This is a genomic window from Paenibacillus sp. UNC499MF (genome assembly GCF_900107975.1).
Lineage (GTDB): Bacteria > Bacillota > Bacilli > Paenibacillales > NBRC-103111 > Paenibacillus_F.
Genome location: NZ_FNVF01000001.1, coordinates 110,810 through 129,745, shown reverse-complemented (window position 1 = coordinate 129,745; position 18,936 = coordinate 110,810). Strand labels below are relative to the sequence as shown.

The following is an 18,936-nucleotide window of genomic DNA, read 5'->3' as shown; positions in this document are numbered from 1 at the left end:
TGGTTTGGCTTTTGGTTTGGCTTTTGGTTTGGCTTTTGGTTTGGCTTTTGGTTTGGCAGTTTAGCTTTCAGACTCGGATTCGGGAGTGTCCCTCTTGCCCGGCTCCGAAGGTCCGGTTCCGGTCCCTTGAGCGGACCCGCTCCGGAATTGCAGCGTGCCTTCGCGCAGCGACAGGGACCGGGAGTTTAGCCGGGCCTGCTGACCGATTTCGGTCAAAGTGTACGTCAGAAAAGCGGGCTGTCCGCCTTCCCGGGATTGCGGCTCCAGCCACTCCCACTGTCCTCCGTTATCCGAGGGAACGGGGAGCGTTATAACGCCGGCCGGTTCGTTTTCTCCACCGGCCGTCTTATCCGGGGCCGGCTGAAGCACGGTCAGGATCGGCCCCGTCCGGAATTGGAGGTTTAACGCGCTCAGCGCGGGATCGGTAAAACGCGCAGGCAGCTCCAGAGCCTGCACCGGAACGATGCCCGTAACCGCGTGAACGGCAGCGCGAGGATCCAGCAGCAGCATCACTTCGGCCTGCCTTGCGCCGTCAAACCGCAGCGAGAAGAAATTGCCGGGTCCGATCGGCCGGACATAACCGGCTGCTTCCTCACCCGCTGCCAGCGGATGAACGCTGTTAAACCGGTCGTAAGCGCCGTTAAGAAAATAGCCGATCAAGCCGTCCTTCCGGATTTCCGTGTCGCCCAGTCTCACCTCGTAATCGTTCCCGGTAAAATCGGACGGCGGCGGGTTGAAGGTGGCTCCCCAACCGGTATATCTCACGGCCGGTCCGTCCAGCGCCAGCTTCAGATTGGCGCGCACGAGCGCAAGCGGCCTTCCCGCGAGGACCGACAAGTTCCGGTCGCTGCTTGCGGCGAGAGGATCGATCGTCCACAAGGAAGCATCGATCGCCTCAAGAAAGCGGCTGAAGGAATCTGTGTCCGCGGCCGTCAAGCTTTGCAGCATTTTGGCCAGCTCGGGCGCCCGCTTCTCGATATCCGCAAGATTACCGTAAGCTCCCATCGGCGCATAAAGCAGATGCACACGCTTGACGCCATCCTTACCCGTAATCAGGCCGACGTCTCCGACAGCGCCGCCCTGCGCGTCGTATACAGATACGGAGCCGTTGAGATGATTCGGGAGCAACCAGCCCGCAACGGGGTTCGCCAGGCTGTCCAAGTCGGCAAACCTTCCCGCGTCCCGCGCGTCAACAAGACGGAAATCGAGGCGGATGTGCTGATTCGGCCTCGGCGGCAGCTGGATGAACCGCTGGGCATTCTGCGTCTCGATCGGCGCGTCCGGCGCAAGACCTTCCGACAAAATCGGCTCAAACACGTCGGAGCGGCTGAGCCCCGAATCGCCGATCACTTCGAGCACTTGCCCGAACGCATCGTACACGGCTAAATAGGCAAAGGCGAACTGTCCCTGCCGGACTCCCTGAAATTCCAGCGTATCGCCGGTCGAGCGGATATAAGGCAGATCGTGATATTCGTCGCCGACGAGATCCGCCAGCGTTTTTTGCCCGCCTTCCTTGAACGTAAAAGTCAATCCGGAATCCGGCGACCGGTTTACACGCGTATCGCGTACAGCGAGCTGGCTGCCGAAACCGCCGAGCGATTGGGAGATAAAATCCCAGCCGTCGATATCTTCGATTAAATCGTCGAGCTGATCCAGCAGCCCTTCGTCCGTATCTTCCGCTTCGCTTTGGCGGGTATGGACGAGCTTTTTCAACCGGTCCCGAAAAAGAAAGCTTGTCTGCGGCGTCAGCAAAATGTCTCCCCCGATCTGCCGGTCGTTCGAACCGGAGGCTTTGCCGTCATACCGGTAATCGGTTCCGTCGAACGTCCAGTTGGCATGCCCGATCGGATACCAGTCCGCCACCCATTTCAGAAGGAGCGGATTCCAGGGCTGCTGCCAGCCTCCAGGAATGAAGGCGGGAAGTATGCCTTGAAAGTGGCCGGGATCGTGCTCCGCGATTATTTCCCGGGTGATCCCCGGATGACCCGCGGAAATGACCGGAGCGTTGTCCGGATCGAGCAGGAAAAACTCGGCCAGCAGCAAACCGACAGCACCGGCAAGCTGCAAAGCAGTGTCCGGCGGGGTATAATCGCCCTGAAGAGCGGAAGCCAGTTCCTGTAGACTCAGCGGAAGCTTGGGCAGCGCGGCTGCCAGCTCATCCGCCGTCACGCTGTCGGTGCCGCTGGCTATCCCGCCGACGATTTGCGCCGGCAGGCGGCAGGACAAAGAACTGTCCGGTCCGTTTATCCGGCCCGTGCTTCCCGCGCCGCTGATGAAGACGACGGGATCATTGGCCCGCCAGTAGCGGGGTCCTGCCACCGGCTTAAGGTTACGGTCCGCGTCTAGCTCCCCTTGGGCGCGCTTCGCCCGTTCGAAAGCTTCGATCCCGGCCGCCAGCGCCTCTTCCGGAGTCCGGCCCTCCCCTTCCGCCGGCCGGGGCACGCCTTGGCCTATCAACGATCCTGCCTCGCCGATAAGATCCATGATCTTCCTCGGCAGGCTGGCGATATTGTCCGGTCCTTCAGGCTTGGACGGATCGTAGGACGGATCGTTTTCGGCGGACAGCGCCTTCGCGAACTGCTCCTCCGTCAAGCCTTCGGGCCGCGCGAACACCGGGTAGGACTCGAATTTCCCCCGCTTCCACCACGTGTCGTAGAGCCGCCTCCGGGCGGCTTTCAATTCATTCAGTTTTTCGTCCAGCGCGGCCTGCGTGCCGTTCAGTCCCGTGAGCCATTGTTCCGGCGGACGTTCTCCGAGACTGTCCGGCCGATCCGACTCCGCGTCCACCACCGTCCATCGGTATCCGCCCGGCTTCGAGCCGAACCATTCCTGCCGGATACGGAGATCAAGAAGATCCCAGCCGCTCGGCTGGTCGAGTATATGAAGCATATCGTACTGAAACGCTTCGAGCAGTCCGGCCGCGTTGGGCATCTTCGCAAGCAGCTGCTGCGCTTTAGCGTCGCCGTTCTTGGCGCGGTCGTTCAGCTGACGCTGAATCATCGCTTTAAAAGCATCGGCCGACGTATTTCCGACCGCCACATGTATCCCTTTGCCCGCGGGATCTTTGTATTTGTCCTTGACCGTCGGCAGCGCGCCAGAGCGGCTCCACTTCACGCCAAGCACCATCCCGTGGTACAAGCTGGCCTGCGGGACGTCGCCGTCCGGCACGGCGGAGCCGTCCGCGGGTCCGGCGGAGGCAGCTTTCTGAACCGTCCACGAGAACTCCGCAAGCTGCCGTTTGTAAGCGTCGACCGGCGAGCTTCCGGAAGGCTTTGCGCTTTGGCATTTTTGCAGAGGATCTTCGGCATGGTTGGAATACCAGCCCGTCACCAGATAGCTGACGGTGCATTCCGGCCCTACATCGTCCAGCGGGTCGCGGAACGAAAACACCTGGCTGCAGTGGCTTTGAAACGCGCCGAAAAGCGGGTTGCCGGGAGCGACGGCCTTGACGAACAGCTGCCCGATGCCTTTTTCCGACCAGCCGCCCAGATCGAACACTTGTCCGAGCACATCCGCGATTTGCCGCCCTCCGCCGCCTAACCGCTCGCCGGCCTGACGGCGCAAAGGGTCCTTGCTCCCTTTCCACGCATCTATAATGGCCGGATCAAAAACATATGCCGCGGAACCGGCGCCTCCGGGCGCGTCGCTTTCCACGAGATACGCTCTCGATGCGCGTCCTTCCGCCGAAGCTCCGGCGAAGCGCACAACGAGCCAGCGGTTTGGGACCAGGGGGAATTCCACGCGCCGTGTGACCGGGTCCTGAACGCCATTTTTTAACGCGTCGGGGAGCGTCCAATGTACGTAAACGCCGGTATGATCATCCGGATTTCCCGCGAAGCCCCCGCCCCGGTCCGTCGGATCGGGCTCGGAGCTTCCGAAGCTTTTGACCTGGGTATAATTGTGCTCCCAGCGCCGAAAAGGCTGGTTGGCCCAAACATACGCGTTTACCGCAAGAGCACTGACCTCGATGGGAACCAATAAGGTTGAATTATCCATGATTTTCCTCCACTCTACTGCGGCTTAACTGTCATGCCCGGTTGAAACACGATCCGCTCCGGAGATTTAACCATCTGCAGGGCGAAATCGGAAGGGTTCAGCGTCAATTGTTTCAATTCCAGCGCTTGCTTGATCGCATCGGCCGACTGCTGCGCAAGCCCGTCCGCCTGGTCGGGCCTCAAGTCCAAAATTCGTCCCGGTCTCAAATGCCGATCGCGAACCGGCAAATGCACGTTCAATTCCGAACCGAATGGGGACCCGGAACGGTCCGGCAGCACGCTGCGCAAATTAATTTTTCCTTCCTCGTTCAGACCGAACTGGAACCCTTCCTGAGGCTCGCTTAGCTCAATCCTGTCAGGGATGCCGCGGAATAAGGCAATCAGCACGCTGGACGAAAGCCGCTCCAGACGGGCGATCCCGAGCGGAAGGCCCCCGGCGTCGAAGGCGCGCACCGCAAGTCCCGGCCATCCGGCTACCGCAGCGGACCGGAGCAGAAAGCCCGCCAAGGGCAGGGCTTCCACGCCAGGCACCGCGCTCCGCTCATCCCCGGGGCGGGTACGGACGTTTTGCGCGGCCGCTTCGACTGCAGCCCGGATCGTTCCTTTGGTCATGCCGTACGTAAACGAATCGCGGCTGGAATGCATCGCGACCGCCAGCATCCCGTCCAGCATGGCGTCCAGCCAGTTCGAATCCAGGTAAAAAAAACGGATGGATTCGGACGGCAGCATTCGCTCCTCCGGTACCAGATAATAGAACGGTACGTCGTACAGCAGAAGCTTGTGGGCAAGCCACAGCGCAATCGGCTCCAGATCGTCCCGCGTCAGCTCCGCGACCGCCTCTTTAACCTCATCCCCGGCCAAAAATTGCTGCAGCGCTGCAACGGGACTTACGCACGATCCTGCCTGGGACAGTTGCCGGCGCGCGGAAAGATCCCGCTGCCGGTCGTCCTGCGGCAAACCGTAGAGAGGCGGCTCCGGGATTTGCTCCAGCAAATCTCCCTTCATCGCGTCGATCAGCGCCTCCCGCATCAAGCCGGATTGCGCGAGCTCCTTCAAATCGGCGGCGTCCGTCAGCCCCAAAATTTCCAGCCGGTGATACAGCAGGTCTGTCAGCCGGTGGCAGCGGCGGCGGTAATCCAGGAGCAGCGAGCCGAACGTGGCGTCGGACAGAGCAAGACTGCGCCCGATCTGCCAGGCGGCCGCCAAAGAGGCGTCAAACAAGCCGTTCGCCTTGTCGTAAATCAAGGCCGCATCCGCCGTGAGCAGCGGCTCCGCGGGCAGGAAGGGAGCCGGCCGGACCGGAGCGAGCGGCCCCCGGTACCAGGCGAAGGTGTCCTCACCGCTCCGGATATGGAACGGAAGGGGCACATAACCGCTGCACAGCCGCTTCCTCGCTTCGGCACCGGCCGCGTCGTCCTCCCGCAGCGCTGTCTGCTCCCCTCCGGCCGCTCCTTGCGGCAGCCGGAGCAGCAAAGCGCCCGGATCGTACGCGGTGCCGGACATTTCCTCGGCCACCAGACGATGCATGAGGCCGGCGAAATCTTCCTTGCTGTCGGGGCGGCAGTGGAATGTCCACCTGGCGAGGGACAACAAGGCGATTTTCTCTTTAGGCGGCTTTGCTCCGGGCTGCAGAAGATCGTCGAATTTTTCCAGCGATACGAGATGAACAATGTTTCTCGAGCCGCCTTCACCGGTCTCCTGCGCATAAGGAAACCGGTTGCCCGTCACGACGCTGTACCACCCGTCCTCCTCGTGTCCGGCTGCCTTATCCTGCGTATTTACCTGTCTGACGTGCGTCAAATAAGGCAGCTCATTCAGCTGAGGGATGATCGACTGGAACACACCCGCATCCATTTGAATGTAAAAACAGGTCTGGCCCACGGTCACGTCCGCCTCCCGGACCAGAGTCTGGGGGACATACACGTCGGGGCTGTTTTTCAGCCCCATAAATTCACCGGCCGTCGAACGGATGGCCAGCGTCTCGGCATCCGTCCGGTCGGCAGGACCGGCCAGAAGCTCCCCTTCCTGGAAAAGAAGCAGGGCCAGCCAGGGGATGTTCGGCCCGCTCATCTCACGCTCCCACGGCAGATCCCGTGTATTCAGCACCAGATGCGGAAGTTCGTCGGCAAATTTGCCGGTGCTGCCCGCGGGCGGCACCAGGCTGTGGATCTCCGAAGGGTCGATCGCAAACTGAGGCGCGTGCACGATAAAGGGCTGTTCGGCCGTCAGTAGAGCTTGCTCCTGAGCGGTTATCCCGATATCCTGCACGGACTGCTTCACGGTTACCTTGTAATTTCCGGCGGGTAAGCCGGGTAAATCATGATCATAAAACCGGATTTGACCCTGCTGGGGTTCGTCACTCATGTTTTCCGCTCCTTTCACGGCTTCACCTGCATGGGAGAATCGGTAAAGAGATCTCCCGCTTCTTCGGCAAGACGGGGCAAAGGTCCGTTCGTGCCGCTGTAGGCCTGCATGCCTTGAAGCGCCGCAAATATGGCGGCCCGGTTGGCCGCGGAGGGACCCATAATTCCCGCAATGTCCCCCGGTGTCGTATCTGCCGGAACGGGCGCATAATCGGTATTCAAGGCCCCTCCGGGTTCGAACGGGAGCCGCCCCTGCGGCACCACGTCATCGTAAGCGAGCAGGTCCGACTGCAGGCCTGCCGCCGAATAACCCAGCTTCGACCCGGGAGGGGTAACCGTTAAGCCCGCGGGCGTATTCCGCGTCGTATCGCTGCCCGGCACCTGCGGATTACGCATAAACCGGCCATCCGCATCCTTCAGCGGCTCTCCCCACAGCGCCGTCGGCATGTTCCGGTAATACGGAACGAGCTGCCAACCCGAAATATCGTGGTCCAATCCGTCTTTTTCGACCGTCAGGTGATGCTTGGACAAGACGTTCGTTTTGTTCATTGTCCGGATGTGTACGGGGTAGGCTTCCGGGTATTTCGGGTCCGTCACCGGGTTCATCGCTTGGCCCGCCGTGAAATGACTGGCCGGAATCGCCGTCTGTGTCGTAAAGCTGAAGGAGCCCGCACGGACCAGCCAAATATCCGGTCCCGGTTGAGACTGCGAAGGCCCCGGCGGTTCGGACAGGGAAGACGCTTCGGATGTTTGAGATGGTTGAGATGGTTGAGATGGTTGGGACAATTCCGATGGTTGGGACGCTTCATGCAGTTGGGACGGTTCAGATGATTGAGACGGTCGGGACGTCTGAACCGGCGGCACCGCCATGACCCCCTCCCCGCTCCCCGCAGCATCTCCGCTGCCTGATTTCAAAGCCGTACCCGGGGCGCCGGGAGAAAGCGAGCCTGTCAAACCGGTCACGGCCGTAATTTTGCAAACGTTGTCGAGAGAAGGGAGCAGCGATTTAAACTCGCCCCACTCGATCGGGCTTTCGTCCCCGTCCGAGCGGTCCGCTCCGAATCCGACCGTGAACGAGATGACCCACCAGTGCACGTGGGCCTTTCCGCCCGTCGGCGGTCCCCACAGCTCTACGGATGCTCCCAGCTCGACACTGATCGTTTTGGTTACGAACAGCAGGTCCAGACGGTACGAGGCCCCTATGCTCACACTGATACCCGCCTGGAAATGGAACGGATGGAAGGTGATCAGCAGATCCGCACGGGCGGTGAACCAGGCTTTTAGGTCGCCGTCGTGAAAAAGAACTTCCAACCCCCCGCCGGCCATAACGGCTGCCGGAGTCAGGGCGAAATAAGCTTCGCCGTGTATGTTCACATAGTCGCTGACCGCCCAATTGAAGCCGATCCGCGGTACGGCCGGGTAAAAGGACGGAGGCTTGAAGCTCGGATGATAGCCGCCGAAGGTGACGACGAACTGCCCTTCTCTCTCCCCTTCGTACCACAGATAAAAAGCGAAGCCGCCCGTCAAATGGCAGTTCGGATCGATCAGGAACGAATTCGGAGTTAAAAGAGCCGTCAACCCGAAGAAACCGGCGGACGGCTTCCAGTCCGCTTCCAGCTGCAGCTCCGCGTAAGCGTACATGGTGTTTCCCACCTGGGGCAGTCGAATGGAGGAAAGCCCGAGCAGGGCCAGCTCCAGCTCCCTGCCGAATTTGGCGATAAGCAGAGCGCGGGTATGCAGCAGCTCGTACGACCAGAAATCGACGCCCACGGCCAGCCAGTACTCGCCGGTTTGAGGACGGATCCATGCCCTTTTCTTGCCGGGCGCGTATTCCTGAGTTCCTTCCAGCTGCGCCATTACGTCGTTCATGGACAGTTTAGGCCCCGTGTCCCGGGTCAGGGCGAGCAGCGGAAATTCAAATACTTCCTCCGGCGCGGGCATAAACACGTCCCGGTTGTAGCCGAACCCGGCGGACAAACCGGTCACAAACAGTGCGGGCGGACCGCCGAGCGGCGTATCCACGTTTGCGAATACGAAGAGCGACGGCTGCCCATCGAGCATTTGCGCGTACGAGCCGAGCGCTTCCAGGGCAAAATCGGCCGTCCGGATCGTGGCGGCCCCGTCATACATAAACCGGGCGCCCTCCGGCGGAGGCACGACTTCCATAAAGCTTCCGCCGATTTCCAGAGGCGCCTGAGTGTAATCCACGCCCATTCCGAGCAGCTGGAATTTAAGCTCGAAACGATCGAGCGGGGAACCGAAGCCCATTCCGGCCAGGCTGATCGTCAAACCGGATGAGGTTAAAGAGCCGTCCAGCATAAACCAGAGGGTCCCGTCGCCGTAACCGATGCCCAGGCGGTTGATCGAAACCGGGCCGAACGTTTTCTGCACAAGGAACCACTTGGCCGAAGATGCCGGGGATGTGGAGGACACGGAAGAGACAGCCGGGACAGGAGGACCGCCGGCCGGTGCAGACACCGACTCGTAAGCCGCGGGCGATGCCGGGGCATCCGGTTTGGCCGGGTCCTGCTGCTGCCCGGACGCTTCCGCAGCCAAGGGCTCCCGGGGAGCGGGCTGTTTCTGCCCTCCCCCCGGTATAAGCGCGAAAGACAACGTTTGCGGCGTACCGCCAAAACGGAGATCCGCGCCCGCGGTCAGACCCGCCTCCACTCCCGACGGCAGCGGGTGAACCGATTCCGGCAGCAGCTTGTTGATTTGTGCCGTCTGGACCGGCATGAACGGGGCGGATGCGTACAAAATCTGCAGCTGCTGAACGGCAATCGTATCGTCGGCGGGAAGCTCTTTGCCGATAAGGGGCAGATCGGTCAAGCTTATATGCGCGTCGAGATCAAGCCCGAGCGCAAACTTGCTCTCTTTCTCATCTTTGTAAAAAATGAATTTCACATCCCGGAGATCGATCGCCAGACTCTGCGGGATTTCCGCCGCCAGCTCCGGTGACAGGGACGCAACCAGATCACGGATGGAAACGGCGGGCGGGGATCCGCTCTTCCGGCTGTACGTCGCTATAAAGGTCTGCGACTTCAGATCCTGCCGGTCAAACAAAAGATCGAACTCCAGCGATCCGATGATGATCTGACCGCCGAAAAAAGCCTCGTACCGCGCTTCGGCGGGATCGCCCGTTCCGGTCTGGGTCGAAACGACGCGGATGCTCAAGGTTAAGGCAACGGGCACGGAATTCACTTTGAAATCGCTCTCGACCGTAAAAAAGAAGCTGTTCCCCGAATCGGAGGAAGCGTACTTCAGCTCCATATTTTTTAGTGTCATCCCGCGTATGGGTGCAGGAATGCCCACATCGAATTTGGCCGCGAGATCGTCCAGCAATTCCCCCATCGGTATCGGGCTCTCTTTCCCCGCTTGGACCACGATAGTCCAGCCCCCCGGAGACGTACCGCCGGAAGTATCGCCGGAACCGGCTTCCAGCGACAGACGGGCGTCCACTCCGGCGATGGTCATCGTACCTTCCAGAGTGAAGCTCGGCTGGCCGTCGTAATCCAGTTCGAACACGAGATTGTTCATCACAAACGTGTTCGGGCCCGTTCCGAGGGGATGCTGGGCCAATCCCGCCCGGATAAAGTATGTTCCGGCGGTGGAGCCGCCCATCTGGAACTCTTCCACCGCTATTTTGTACGCGCCCGTCGGCAGCCCGAACTTGGCGGCGATCATCGTGAGGTCGATTTCGCTCCACGGTTCCATCCGCACGACGACCGACAGATTGGGAATCCGCGGCGAGGGAACCAGATTCGCCGAAACGAGCAGATCGACTCCCCCGATGTCTAGAATCCCGGACATTTTGTAAGAAGCGCTCGGGTGATCGAACGGGTTCCGGACGGCCACGGCCGCCTCGATATCGCCGATTTCGACCCACTCGGGGACGATCGTCAGCGGCTTGTCCTCAAGGGCGGTAAGCGTCGCCTTCACGTACTCGACGCTTCTGGAGCCGAGGCCTATACCAAGGGCCAAACGTCCGATCTTGACGGACTCAAGCATGCTTTCAAACGACGGAGGAAGATACTCCGTGATGCTGACGCCCCCGAACCAATGGGCGATGTCGTCAGGGGAAGGAAGATCCACCGGACCTTCCAGGGAAAGCTCGGCAATCCCTCCCCCTGCGGGCAGGATCAGCGAGGTAATCCGAACCGGCTGCCCGTTCCACTGGATCGTCGCCGTGATTTCCAGCCCGGACGGTACACTGGCTGCCGCAGGATCATGGACGAGCCTGGCGTCGACGGGCACCTTCATCGCCTGAAAAAGCCCGGATAACCCGCCGCCGTCATCCGGCAGCTTCAGGGCGAGCGACAAGCCCGGTGCACCTGTGTCCCGCAAAACCACGGGACCGAACGCCAACGGACCTTCGCCGATTATCCAGTCCGCTTCCTGCAGCAGCCCTTTTGTTTCGTCAAGCGCTCCGTAGAAATAAACGGCGCTGTCCATATTCAGGCCCAGCTCCGGTTCCGCAGCTTTTCCGGCGGCGATCAGCCATCTCGGGGATGTTCCGTCCGTAGCGGGTTTAAGCGCCAGGTCCTGCCAGAACGTGTTCGTCAGCCAAGGCAGCGCATCCCCGAAACGCCAGTCCGGCGTTACCGAAACCGAGAGCACGAGCACCGGTTCCGAGTCCGCCCCATATACGGCGCCGCGAACCGAAACCGTCTTTTTCGGCGGAAAAAACATCCTTGCCGGGCTGCCGGCCAGTTGAAGACCGGCGCCTTCAAAGGTAACAATTCCTCCCGCTTCGGCAGGAGCGGCCTTTACCCCGGTCACGGTCAGCGTGCCGCTTCCCGTCAACTGCCGGAGCGTCTCGCCCGTCGGGCCCAGCTTCGCCGTATCCAGCGTCAGCGTCCCGCTTCCCGCTTCGTACATAGTTTGAAGATCGGACAGAAAGCTCACATGCACTCCTCCCTTCCTTTTTTACACAAGTTCCAAAACACCCGAGAGCTCAAGCTTCGCTTCCTGCAAGCCTTATACATATTGAAGCTCCATCCGGATCGGCAGATGATCGCTAATGGCATAAAGGTACACATAGTGGGCTTCGAACATGGAAGACGGCGGTCCGGCCAGTTTAGGCGCGGCATTCAGCATATCGGTAACCGCTTTCGATTTGCGCTTCTTCGCGTTTTGCCGGTCCCACCAGTTGTTATAGATTGTTTGGGCCAGACTTCCCAGCTCCGGGGAGTAGGAAGCCGTTGTGGTGGAGCGGGTAACCATAATGGGAGTGCCGTTCTGCTGAACGCCGATTTGTACGCTTTTGGGGATCATCACGTCCATCAGGTTGACGACAAAGGCCGCCGAAGGATCGGCTTTGGGGGCTTTTACGAAAAATTTGTCGTACTCGCTGGACAGCACACTTTCGATATTGGTGGGACTTGCAACGGTGGTTGAGGGATTCACAAGGGTTGAAGTGAGACTCGTTTTGCTGTTCCACAGCCTTTTTCCGTAATTGAGTACAGTGGATAAGGCCGGATTACTGGCGGGTTTAGGGAAATCGGGGCCGGTAATACGCTGAAAAGGATACGCAAGGATGTAAGCGCTCTGGGCATCGCGCACATATTGGAGTCTGCCGAGGCTCATGTCAAAATAATTGAGCGCCCGTTGTTTGGCCGCGTCCGTCGCGTTTACGTTAAAATCGCCCATAATGACGCCGACAGCCGCATTCTCGACGGTAGGATTCAATTGGTTGCTGGCGATAATCGGCAGGCTGTCTCCGGGTCCGGGCGCGTGGTAAAGAACGAGGGTGAGATCGACATTCGTTCCGCTCGTCAGGGCGCGCAGCACGAAGGGCGGACGCGAGCCGCGAATCGGAAACGCTTGCGGCGATTCGGCCAGGAGCAGATCGACGATGGCCTTTTTCTGGGCGTCGGTCAAGGCAATCGCGGGGGCTTTCTTCGTCAAATCCAGCAGTTTGTAATTTTTTAGCATCAGCTCGAACTTTTTGTAAGGAATCATAAAGGCCGCATCGAGCCATCCGTTCTTGAACAGGCTTTTCCAAAACAACTCCTGATCGCTTTTGCTCACTTTGTACGTTTTGAAATACGTCTCGAACATGGTCTCGCCGACGACGTTCCATAGCAGGCTTGCCTGCCTGCTGAACAGCCCGCTTTTCCATAGAAACACATACTGCTCGTTGGGCCGTGCCGGCGTCATTTCACTGGCTTCACCCGTCCAGGTAATTCCGCTGCCTTTGCCGTTGTTCTTTTTCTTCTCCAGGTTGTTGAGGCAGGTGACAAGTGTATCCCGGATCTCGTTACCGAGCCAGCCGACCAGCTCCATAATTCCGACGACATCCGATTCGGTCATTTGAATGACCCGGGCGACGTACTCGACGAACGACACGTCGTTCATCTTGTCCTCCCCGAATTTTTCAATGTTCCACGATAAAAGCTTGAGTGAACCTGACACTGCTCATGCCTCCCGTCTTGAATCCCGTTTCAAAATAGAAACAAGGAATTGGATCACTTATACTTTTCTACTATAATTACCATTTTCCTCCTGTAAGAGGGCTGAAATTTGTGGAATGGTTGTGGGTTAAGTTTTACTTTTGTGCACGAATTACCTGACTCAAGAACAACTAAAACCCCTGACACCAACTGTCAAGGGTTTTAGTGAAGGTAGGACAAATCTTGGGTAAACCCGTTAAACCTTAAGCGATATACGTATTTCTCACACGCTCCGATTTAACAAAATACAAAGTCCATATCACACAGGTGATCCCGTTTTTGATCAAATCCCTCAAGGCCCCGTCCATATAATCGGAAGCCAATTCAGAAACGGACAAGTAAGCGAAATAAGCAACGGTAGAAAGCACTAAACTTAGCAGCAGGTAAGCGATGGACATCGTTTTGAAAAGCCGCTTCCGTTTGTAACATAAATAGCCCAGAACGACCGGAACTACCGCATAGAACAGATGCGAAACCGTCTCCACCAAAACAGCCCCGCCCAAAGCCGGATAGTCGCTGAAATAAGCGGCAACTTCTCCCGACTCATACATGGGCCACACATATTCGACCAAGCTATAGGCGGCGTAGATAAATGTTAGGATTAACCCGATTGAAAACACAATTAACCAGCCGCCAAATCCCGATATCCCCGCTCCCCCATAATCACCCTCATAAACCTCTCTTTCATTATTGACTTTTAACTCTCTGACAAAAGGCTCCATATTCCGATCCGCTCTTTTCCTGAAATTTGCTTACCCGTTCATTCAAGCATATTTTGTGTTCCTTGAGTACGGGCCTATTTTGTCGAAAATGATAAAGAAATGGAAATAAAAAAACCCTCATATTGAGAGGGGAATTTTTTTGAGGATAAGTTCCTTCTAGCGCTTTGCTTTGTAAAACTCATGATACAGCTTCATCAGCGCACGCTTCTCGATGCGAGATACATAGCTCCTTGAAATCCCCAATTCCTTAGCGATTTCCCGCTGAGTCCGCTCTTCACCGCCGTGCTCCAGCCCGAAACGTCCGACTACCACTTCTTTTTCACGTTCGTCCAAAATATCGAGGTTGCGGTAAATCTTGCTTTTCTCGATCTTCAGCTGCACCTTGTCGACGACGTCGTCCGCTTCCGTACCGAGGATATCTATAAGGGTGATTTCGTTGCCTTCCTTGTCGGTTCCTATCGGATCGTGTAGAGAAACGTCTTTTCTTGTCTTTTTGAGAGAACGAAGATGCATCAGGATCTCATTTTCTATACATCTCGCCGCAAAAGTCGCCAGCTTCGTCCCTTTGGTCGGGGAAAAGCTCTCGATCGCTTTGATGAGACCGATCGTTCCGATCGAAATGAGATCTTCCAGATCCTCACCGGTGTTGTCAAACTTCTTGACGATATGTGCAACAAGCCGAAGATTATGTTCGATGAGCAAATTGCGGGCGTGGGCATCGCCTTCCGCCATTTTTTGCAAGTACTTGCTCTCATCCGCCTCGGTGAGGGGCTGCGGGAACGCGTTGTTTTTGACATACGATACCAGCAGTGTCAGTTCTTTGATGAAAAAGGCAATGGCGCTAAACAATCCTGGCAAAGAGGACACCTCCTGCTCCAATTCCCGTACCAACCATGGATTAACGGCTGCGGTCTTCTCATTGTATGAGGGCAGGTGCCTAATTGTGCCTGTACGGGCGGAATTGGGGGGAAGGTTTTAGAGGGGTGGATATCGATGGTCTATTCATGTGAACTCATTGCCTTCTTTGTCTGTAGGAAAATTTGTCCAGTAACCATTGAGACCAGCGTAGATGCATTGGTATTTCAATATTTATGACAGTAGTGCAGCTAGTCGGAAGACTCGTGCTGCCATCCGTTTTCGACAAAATAACACCATTTCCCACACTGGGAAAATATGCTTAAATGAGGTTTGTACCTATACTTTAGAATGGAGACATACGATGAAAAAGAAAATTATTATGCTTGTCGCTGCTTTTAGTGTGTTTGCGGGGGTTGTATCGGCATCGAGTATCAATGGAGTTTATAAAGGAAATGCCATAGTAAAGGTTACGGTTAATGGCAGTGACGTCAATAGTGAAGTACCCGGAATCAACTTGGACGGGACCACTATGCTTCCTGTGAGAGCTGTTTCAGAGGCACTGGGAGCAGAAGTGAAGTGGGATCAGAATACTTATACGGCAGAAATAGAAACATCGCCTAGTTTAAAAAGTCTGGATGAGATAGCCAAACATTTAAAGAATTACAATATTCACTCTGTTGATTACCATACGGATGGATCCGGTCACACGGAATTCATTGTTATTTATGAGGGTCTATTCTTTATGGGGAACGAAAATAAATATAATGAGATAACCAAGGAAATAGCAAAGCAAGCAATTACTTTGAGGACTACTGATTTTATTTTCAGCGATATGCTTAATCAATCCATAGCAGGGACAACAGAGAATGCCCGAGCTTTTTATAATGGCAAACTTACGGAAACCCAATTTTTTGAAACCCTAATAAGGGACAATATGGAGGAAGAGAGCGAGCTTGATTCCTAAAACAAGGTTAGTAAAAAAGGGCCCTCAATCGAGGACCCCTTTTTCTATCTCTCGCAAGCGACTCCGTCGCCATCGCGGTCTAATTTCGAGCTGTAACCCGGCTCTCCCTCATAAATCGGCGCCGCTCCGGCCGCTTTTGCTTCCGAACAGTTTTTAAAGTAAACGCTGCTCTGCTTGGGCTCTGCCTTAGGCTTTGCAGTTGGTTTCGGTGTTGCCGGCTTAGGTGTCGGGGCCGATGTTGGCTTCGGTGTCGCTTTGACCGGTTCAGGTGTAGGGACCGGCGTAGCTTTGACAGGTTCAGGTGTCGGCTCCGGCGTAGGTGACAGTGTTGCCGTCGGTTCCGGCGTTGCAGTAGCTGCTGGTGTCGGTTCCGGTGTCGCTGTAGCAGCTGGTATAATCGTAGGCACCACAGTCGCTGCAGGTGTAGGAGTCACTACTACCGATGCAGGAGTAGACTGAGGACCTGTAAGAGGCTGCTTCGTGCTCCCTGCATTTCCTGCCCCGATAATCATAACGATAAACAGCGCAAGCGAGCCCGTGAACAACTTTTTAGCCTTACCATTTCTTTTGAACAACGAGACGACTGCCCATACAAACGTAACGACAAAACCCAATAAACCAATGACGCTAAGTGCATCCCACATAAATCTTTTATATCCCCCTTAAAGTTCATAAGAACCATTATATGCCCCTTACCACTATTTTCCTATCAAATAAATATAAAGTATTAATAAAAAAAGACCCTCCATATTATGAAGGGTCTTCATCGAACGGTAACTTGTCCCGTAATTCTTTAAAAGATTTTGCTGTATTTTTTAAATTTATCAAGAATCGCCTGCCAACCTGCTTTTTGCATGTCGATGGGATTGGCCGCTTCCGCTTCAAACACTTCGATTACCTTCGCGCTGTTTTTTTTGATCAATGAACGTGATCGTAACGTTTCTGCCGTCTTCGAGCGTGTACGAAATGTGTTCATTTATTCTGATATCATGATATTCTCCGCCGAATTCGAATCCAAAGCTTCCATCTTTCGCTTCCATCCTGGTGACAAATTTTCCGCCGACTCTTAAATCATTTTCCGCTTTCGGTGCATGCCAGTCGTCGGAAGCAAAGGACCATTTCGTAATATGCCGGGGTTCTGACATGCATTGTTTACGAGGATTCCTGTGGAAAATAAATTAAAAACTCCCTCAATAAAAAGAGAGAGTTTCATAGAAAAGTCAGTCCTCTTGCCCCCGCTGATGTCCCAAAAGCGCCATCCTCACCCCTTGGAAGTCTTGGGAGTCGGTTTCGGCGTAGAAGGCGGCGAAGGTGTTGACGGTTTGGCCGCGGGCGTCGGAGTCGGCTTGGCGGTTGCGGTTTCCGGCTTTACCGTCGGCTTCGGTGATGCGGAAGACCCAGGCTTAGAAGACGGAGAGGCGGCCGGCTTCGGCGATAGCGTGGCTCCCGGTTTTGCCGTTGGCGACGCCGTCGGCTTTGACGTGTTTGTTGCCGTCGGTTTCGGCGTGTTCGATACCCCCGGTTTAATCGTCGGCGATACGGTCGGTGCAGGCGATGTTTTTGCCGTCGGCTTAGGTGTCAAGGTCGGTTTGGGCGTCACGGTCGGCTTTGCCGTCTTATACGGTACGATAACCGTAGTATCCCCATCGGCATCGTCTTCCCGTTCTTCATCGGCAAGCGATCCACCCTGCTGCGTTCCCTGGCCGGGAGTGGTAACGGGAGCCTGGTCCGCTGACGGCGCTTTGGCACCGGCAGGCGTCGATACCGGCACGTTCAAAGGCTTCTCGGGTCCGGCATTTACCGCGCCCACGATCATCAGCACGAAACAGGCTCCGGCTCCCATAAAAATCTTTTTGGCTTTGCCGTTTTTCCGGATAACGGCGACAACGGCCCATACAAACAAAGCGACACAACCGAGTAAACTTACCATCCCAATCGAATTCCACATAAAAAAGATACAGCCTCCCGTGTAGTTTCAAGACCCTTAGTATAGCAGAATCCGGTTCGTTTTAGAGGAAAAATTTTGCACGTTTCCAATATAAAATAAATGTAGTAAATGTTATTATAAAGAGGTGCTTTATGCTTGTTATCGGTGCTGGTACGGGCAAAATTTAAAAATTACGATTAATTAGGGATATCATATATGAAAATTCAAATTTTTAGATTATTTCTTTATTTCGGGATTTTTCTTGGCAATATTATTGGTTTTATTATTTACACTAAATGGATAAATTTATTTATTGCCCTCATAAGCTTGATAGGTATCGTCATATCCATAATCACAATTAAGAAGAAATTTAGAGAAGATCATATTAATAATACAGTAAAATAAAGAACTAAATTGAAACAATAGCGGAACCCCGCCGGAAAAAGAAAAAGAAGCCCCCTCGGCTTCTTTTTCTTTTACTTATCAATTCGATCGGTACCGCTCTTGCACCGTAAGTTACGCACGCAGCAAACCATGCAGATTACGCGCGATTTCCTCGATCTTCCCGCGCATCGCCAGCTTCCCCCGCCACGATTCCGGTATGCCGCCGTAGCCGTAGTAGGCTCCGGCAATCTGCCCGTAAACGGCTCCCGTCGTATCGGCATCGTCGCCGAGATTAACGGCCAGAAGCGCGCCCTCCTCGAAGCTTGAGGACTTGTCGAAAGCCCACAAAGCGGCTTCCAGCGACTGGACGACATAGCCGGAGCCCTTGATCTCCGGCGGCTCCTTGCGCCGGTAAGAGCCGCCAAGAATCTCGGCGGTGCCGCCGGACAGCTCCAGCCCGGCCGCCTCCAGCCATCCGCGGTAAGCGCCCGGCTCCAGGAGCTCCGCTTTGCTCCCGCCGTGCAGGCCCGCGAGGAGATAGCAGGCGAGCAGCCCGCACGCCTGCAGGCACTCCGCCGTGCCGTGGGTCGTGCGGGAGCTCTGCACCGCGAAGCGGACGGCAGCCGCCGGATCGGCGGCATAGAACATCGGCACGGGAGCCAGCCTCATGATGGAGCCGTTGCCGGCGGAGTACGGGTCGAGCGAGCCGCTGAAAGGCTCGCCCGTGCGCTCGAAGAGCAGCAGCGCTTCCCGCGTCGCGTTTCCGATGTCGAAGCACGAGCCCGTGCTGCTCATGTATCCGTCTCTGAACCACCTCACGTAGCGGCTCATCTGGTCGGCGGGATCGAAACCGCCTGCCGCCAGCAGGCTTTCCGCCAGACACAGCGCCATCGAGGTATCGTCGGTCCACTGGCCCGGCTGCAGGCCGAAAACACCGCCGCCGACCATATCGCGAAGGGGTTCGAACGTCCCCGGTCTGCTGAATTCCACAGCCGTCCCCAGCGCATCGCCCGCGGCGAGACCGGCCAGACAGCCGTGAAATCGATCCAGGGTTAGTTCCATAACGTTTCAGCCTCCCAGTTTGGTTGTATGTATTCAAAATTCTTCAGCGGACGGTCGATTTCCTTTTTCCGCCTAAAAACAAGCCTGCTGTTCGTTGCAGCGCATCGCGTGCAGTTTCGGTGCGGGCTACCGCCGTCTTGCCGCACATCGCGCGCAGTTCCGGTTCGGGTAGCCGCCGTCTTGCAGCGCATCGCACACAGTTCCAATGC

At 56.4% G+C, this 18,936-nt stretch carries 10 protein-coding genes and 1 pseudogene; 1 reads left to right on the top strand and 10 read right to left on the bottom strand.

Translation table 11 applies throughout. From position 1 onward, the window contains the following. Positions 1–60 precede the first annotated feature (60 nt). The 6 genes from C4S74_RS00540 to sigK all read right to left on the bottom strand — a co-directional run bounded on the left by C4S74_RS00540 (position 61) and on the right by sigK (position 14,390). A complete protein-coding gene (locus tag C4S74_RS00540) occupies positions 61–3,996 on the bottom strand; it encodes a hypothetical protein (RefSeq protein WP_103993429.1) in 3,936 nt (1,311 codons plus the stop codon). Between the two features lie 14 nt (positions 3,997–4,010). Continuing rightward, positions 4,011–6,359, bottom strand: coding sequence for a hypothetical protein (locus C4S74_RS00535; protein WP_103994244.1), 2,349 nt, complete (start codon positions 6,357–6,359; stop codon positions 4,011–4,013). A gap of 14 nt (positions 6,360–6,373) precedes the next feature. Next, positions 6,374–11,263 (bottom strand): DUF6603 domain-containing protein, encoded by a 4,890-nt coding sequence (locus C4S74_RS00530; protein WP_103993428.1) that lies wholly within the window; start codon positions 11,261–11,263, stop codon positions 6,374–6,376. Between the two features lie 72 nt (positions 11,264–11,335). Beyond that, positions 11,336–12,772, bottom strand: coding sequence for a hypothetical protein (locus C4S74_RS00525; RefSeq protein WP_258042338.1), 1,437 nt, complete (start codon positions 12,770–12,772; stop codon positions 11,336–11,338). A 241-nt stretch (positions 12,773–13,013) separates the two neighbouring features. After that, on the bottom strand, positions 13,014–13,532 hold the full coding sequence (locus C4S74_RS00520; protein WP_103993427.1) for a DUF2569 domain-containing protein: 519 nt from the start codon (positions 13,530–13,532) through the stop codon (positions 13,014–13,016). 156 nt (positions 13,533–13,688) lie between these two features. Continuing rightward, positions 13,689–14,390, bottom strand: a complete 702-nt coding sequence (gene sigK / locus C4S74_RS00515; RefSeq protein ID WP_103993426.1) for an RNA polymerase sporulation sigma factor SigK — start codon at positions 14,388–14,390, stop codon at positions 13,689–13,691. Between the two features lie 361 nt (positions 14,391–14,751). Here sigK and C4S74_RS00510 point away from each other — a divergent pair, with 361 nt between their 5' ends. After that, positions 14,752–15,354: a copper amine oxidase N-terminal domain-containing protein gene (locus tag C4S74_RS00510; RefSeq protein ID WP_103993425.1), complete on the top strand. Its 603-nt coding sequence runs from the start codon at positions 14,752–14,754 to the stop codon at positions 15,352–15,354. 44 nt (positions 15,355–15,398) lie between these two features. Here the strand turns inward: C4S74_RS00510 and C4S74_RS00505 are convergent, their stop codons facing one another. The 4 genes and pseudogenes from C4S74_RS00505 to C4S74_RS00485 form a co-directional block, all read right to left on the bottom strand. Beyond that, positions 15,399–15,866: an excalibur calcium-binding domain-containing protein gene (locus C4S74_RS00505; protein ID WP_258042382.1), complete on the bottom strand. Its 468-nt coding sequence runs from the start codon at positions 15,864–15,866 to the stop codon at positions 15,399–15,401. Positions 15,867–16,147: 281 nt separating this feature from the next. After that, positions 16,148–16,496, bottom strand: a pseudogene (locus C4S74_RS00500) (SRPBCC domain-containing protein); the annotation flags it as partial. Positions 16,497–16,615: 119 nt separating this feature from the next. Beyond that, positions 16,616–17,302, bottom strand: a complete 687-nt coding sequence (locus C4S74_RS26815; protein WP_103993423.1) for a hypothetical protein — start codon at positions 17,300–17,302, stop codon at positions 16,616–16,618. A 495-nt stretch (positions 17,303–17,797) separates the two neighbouring features. Beyond that, positions 17,798–18,727: an ADP-ribosylglycohydrolase family protein gene (locus tag C4S74_RS00485; RefSeq protein ID WP_103993421.1), complete on the bottom strand. Its 930-nt coding sequence runs from the start codon at positions 18,725–18,727 to the stop codon at positions 17,798–17,800. Positions 18,728–18,936 lie beyond the last annotated feature (209 nt).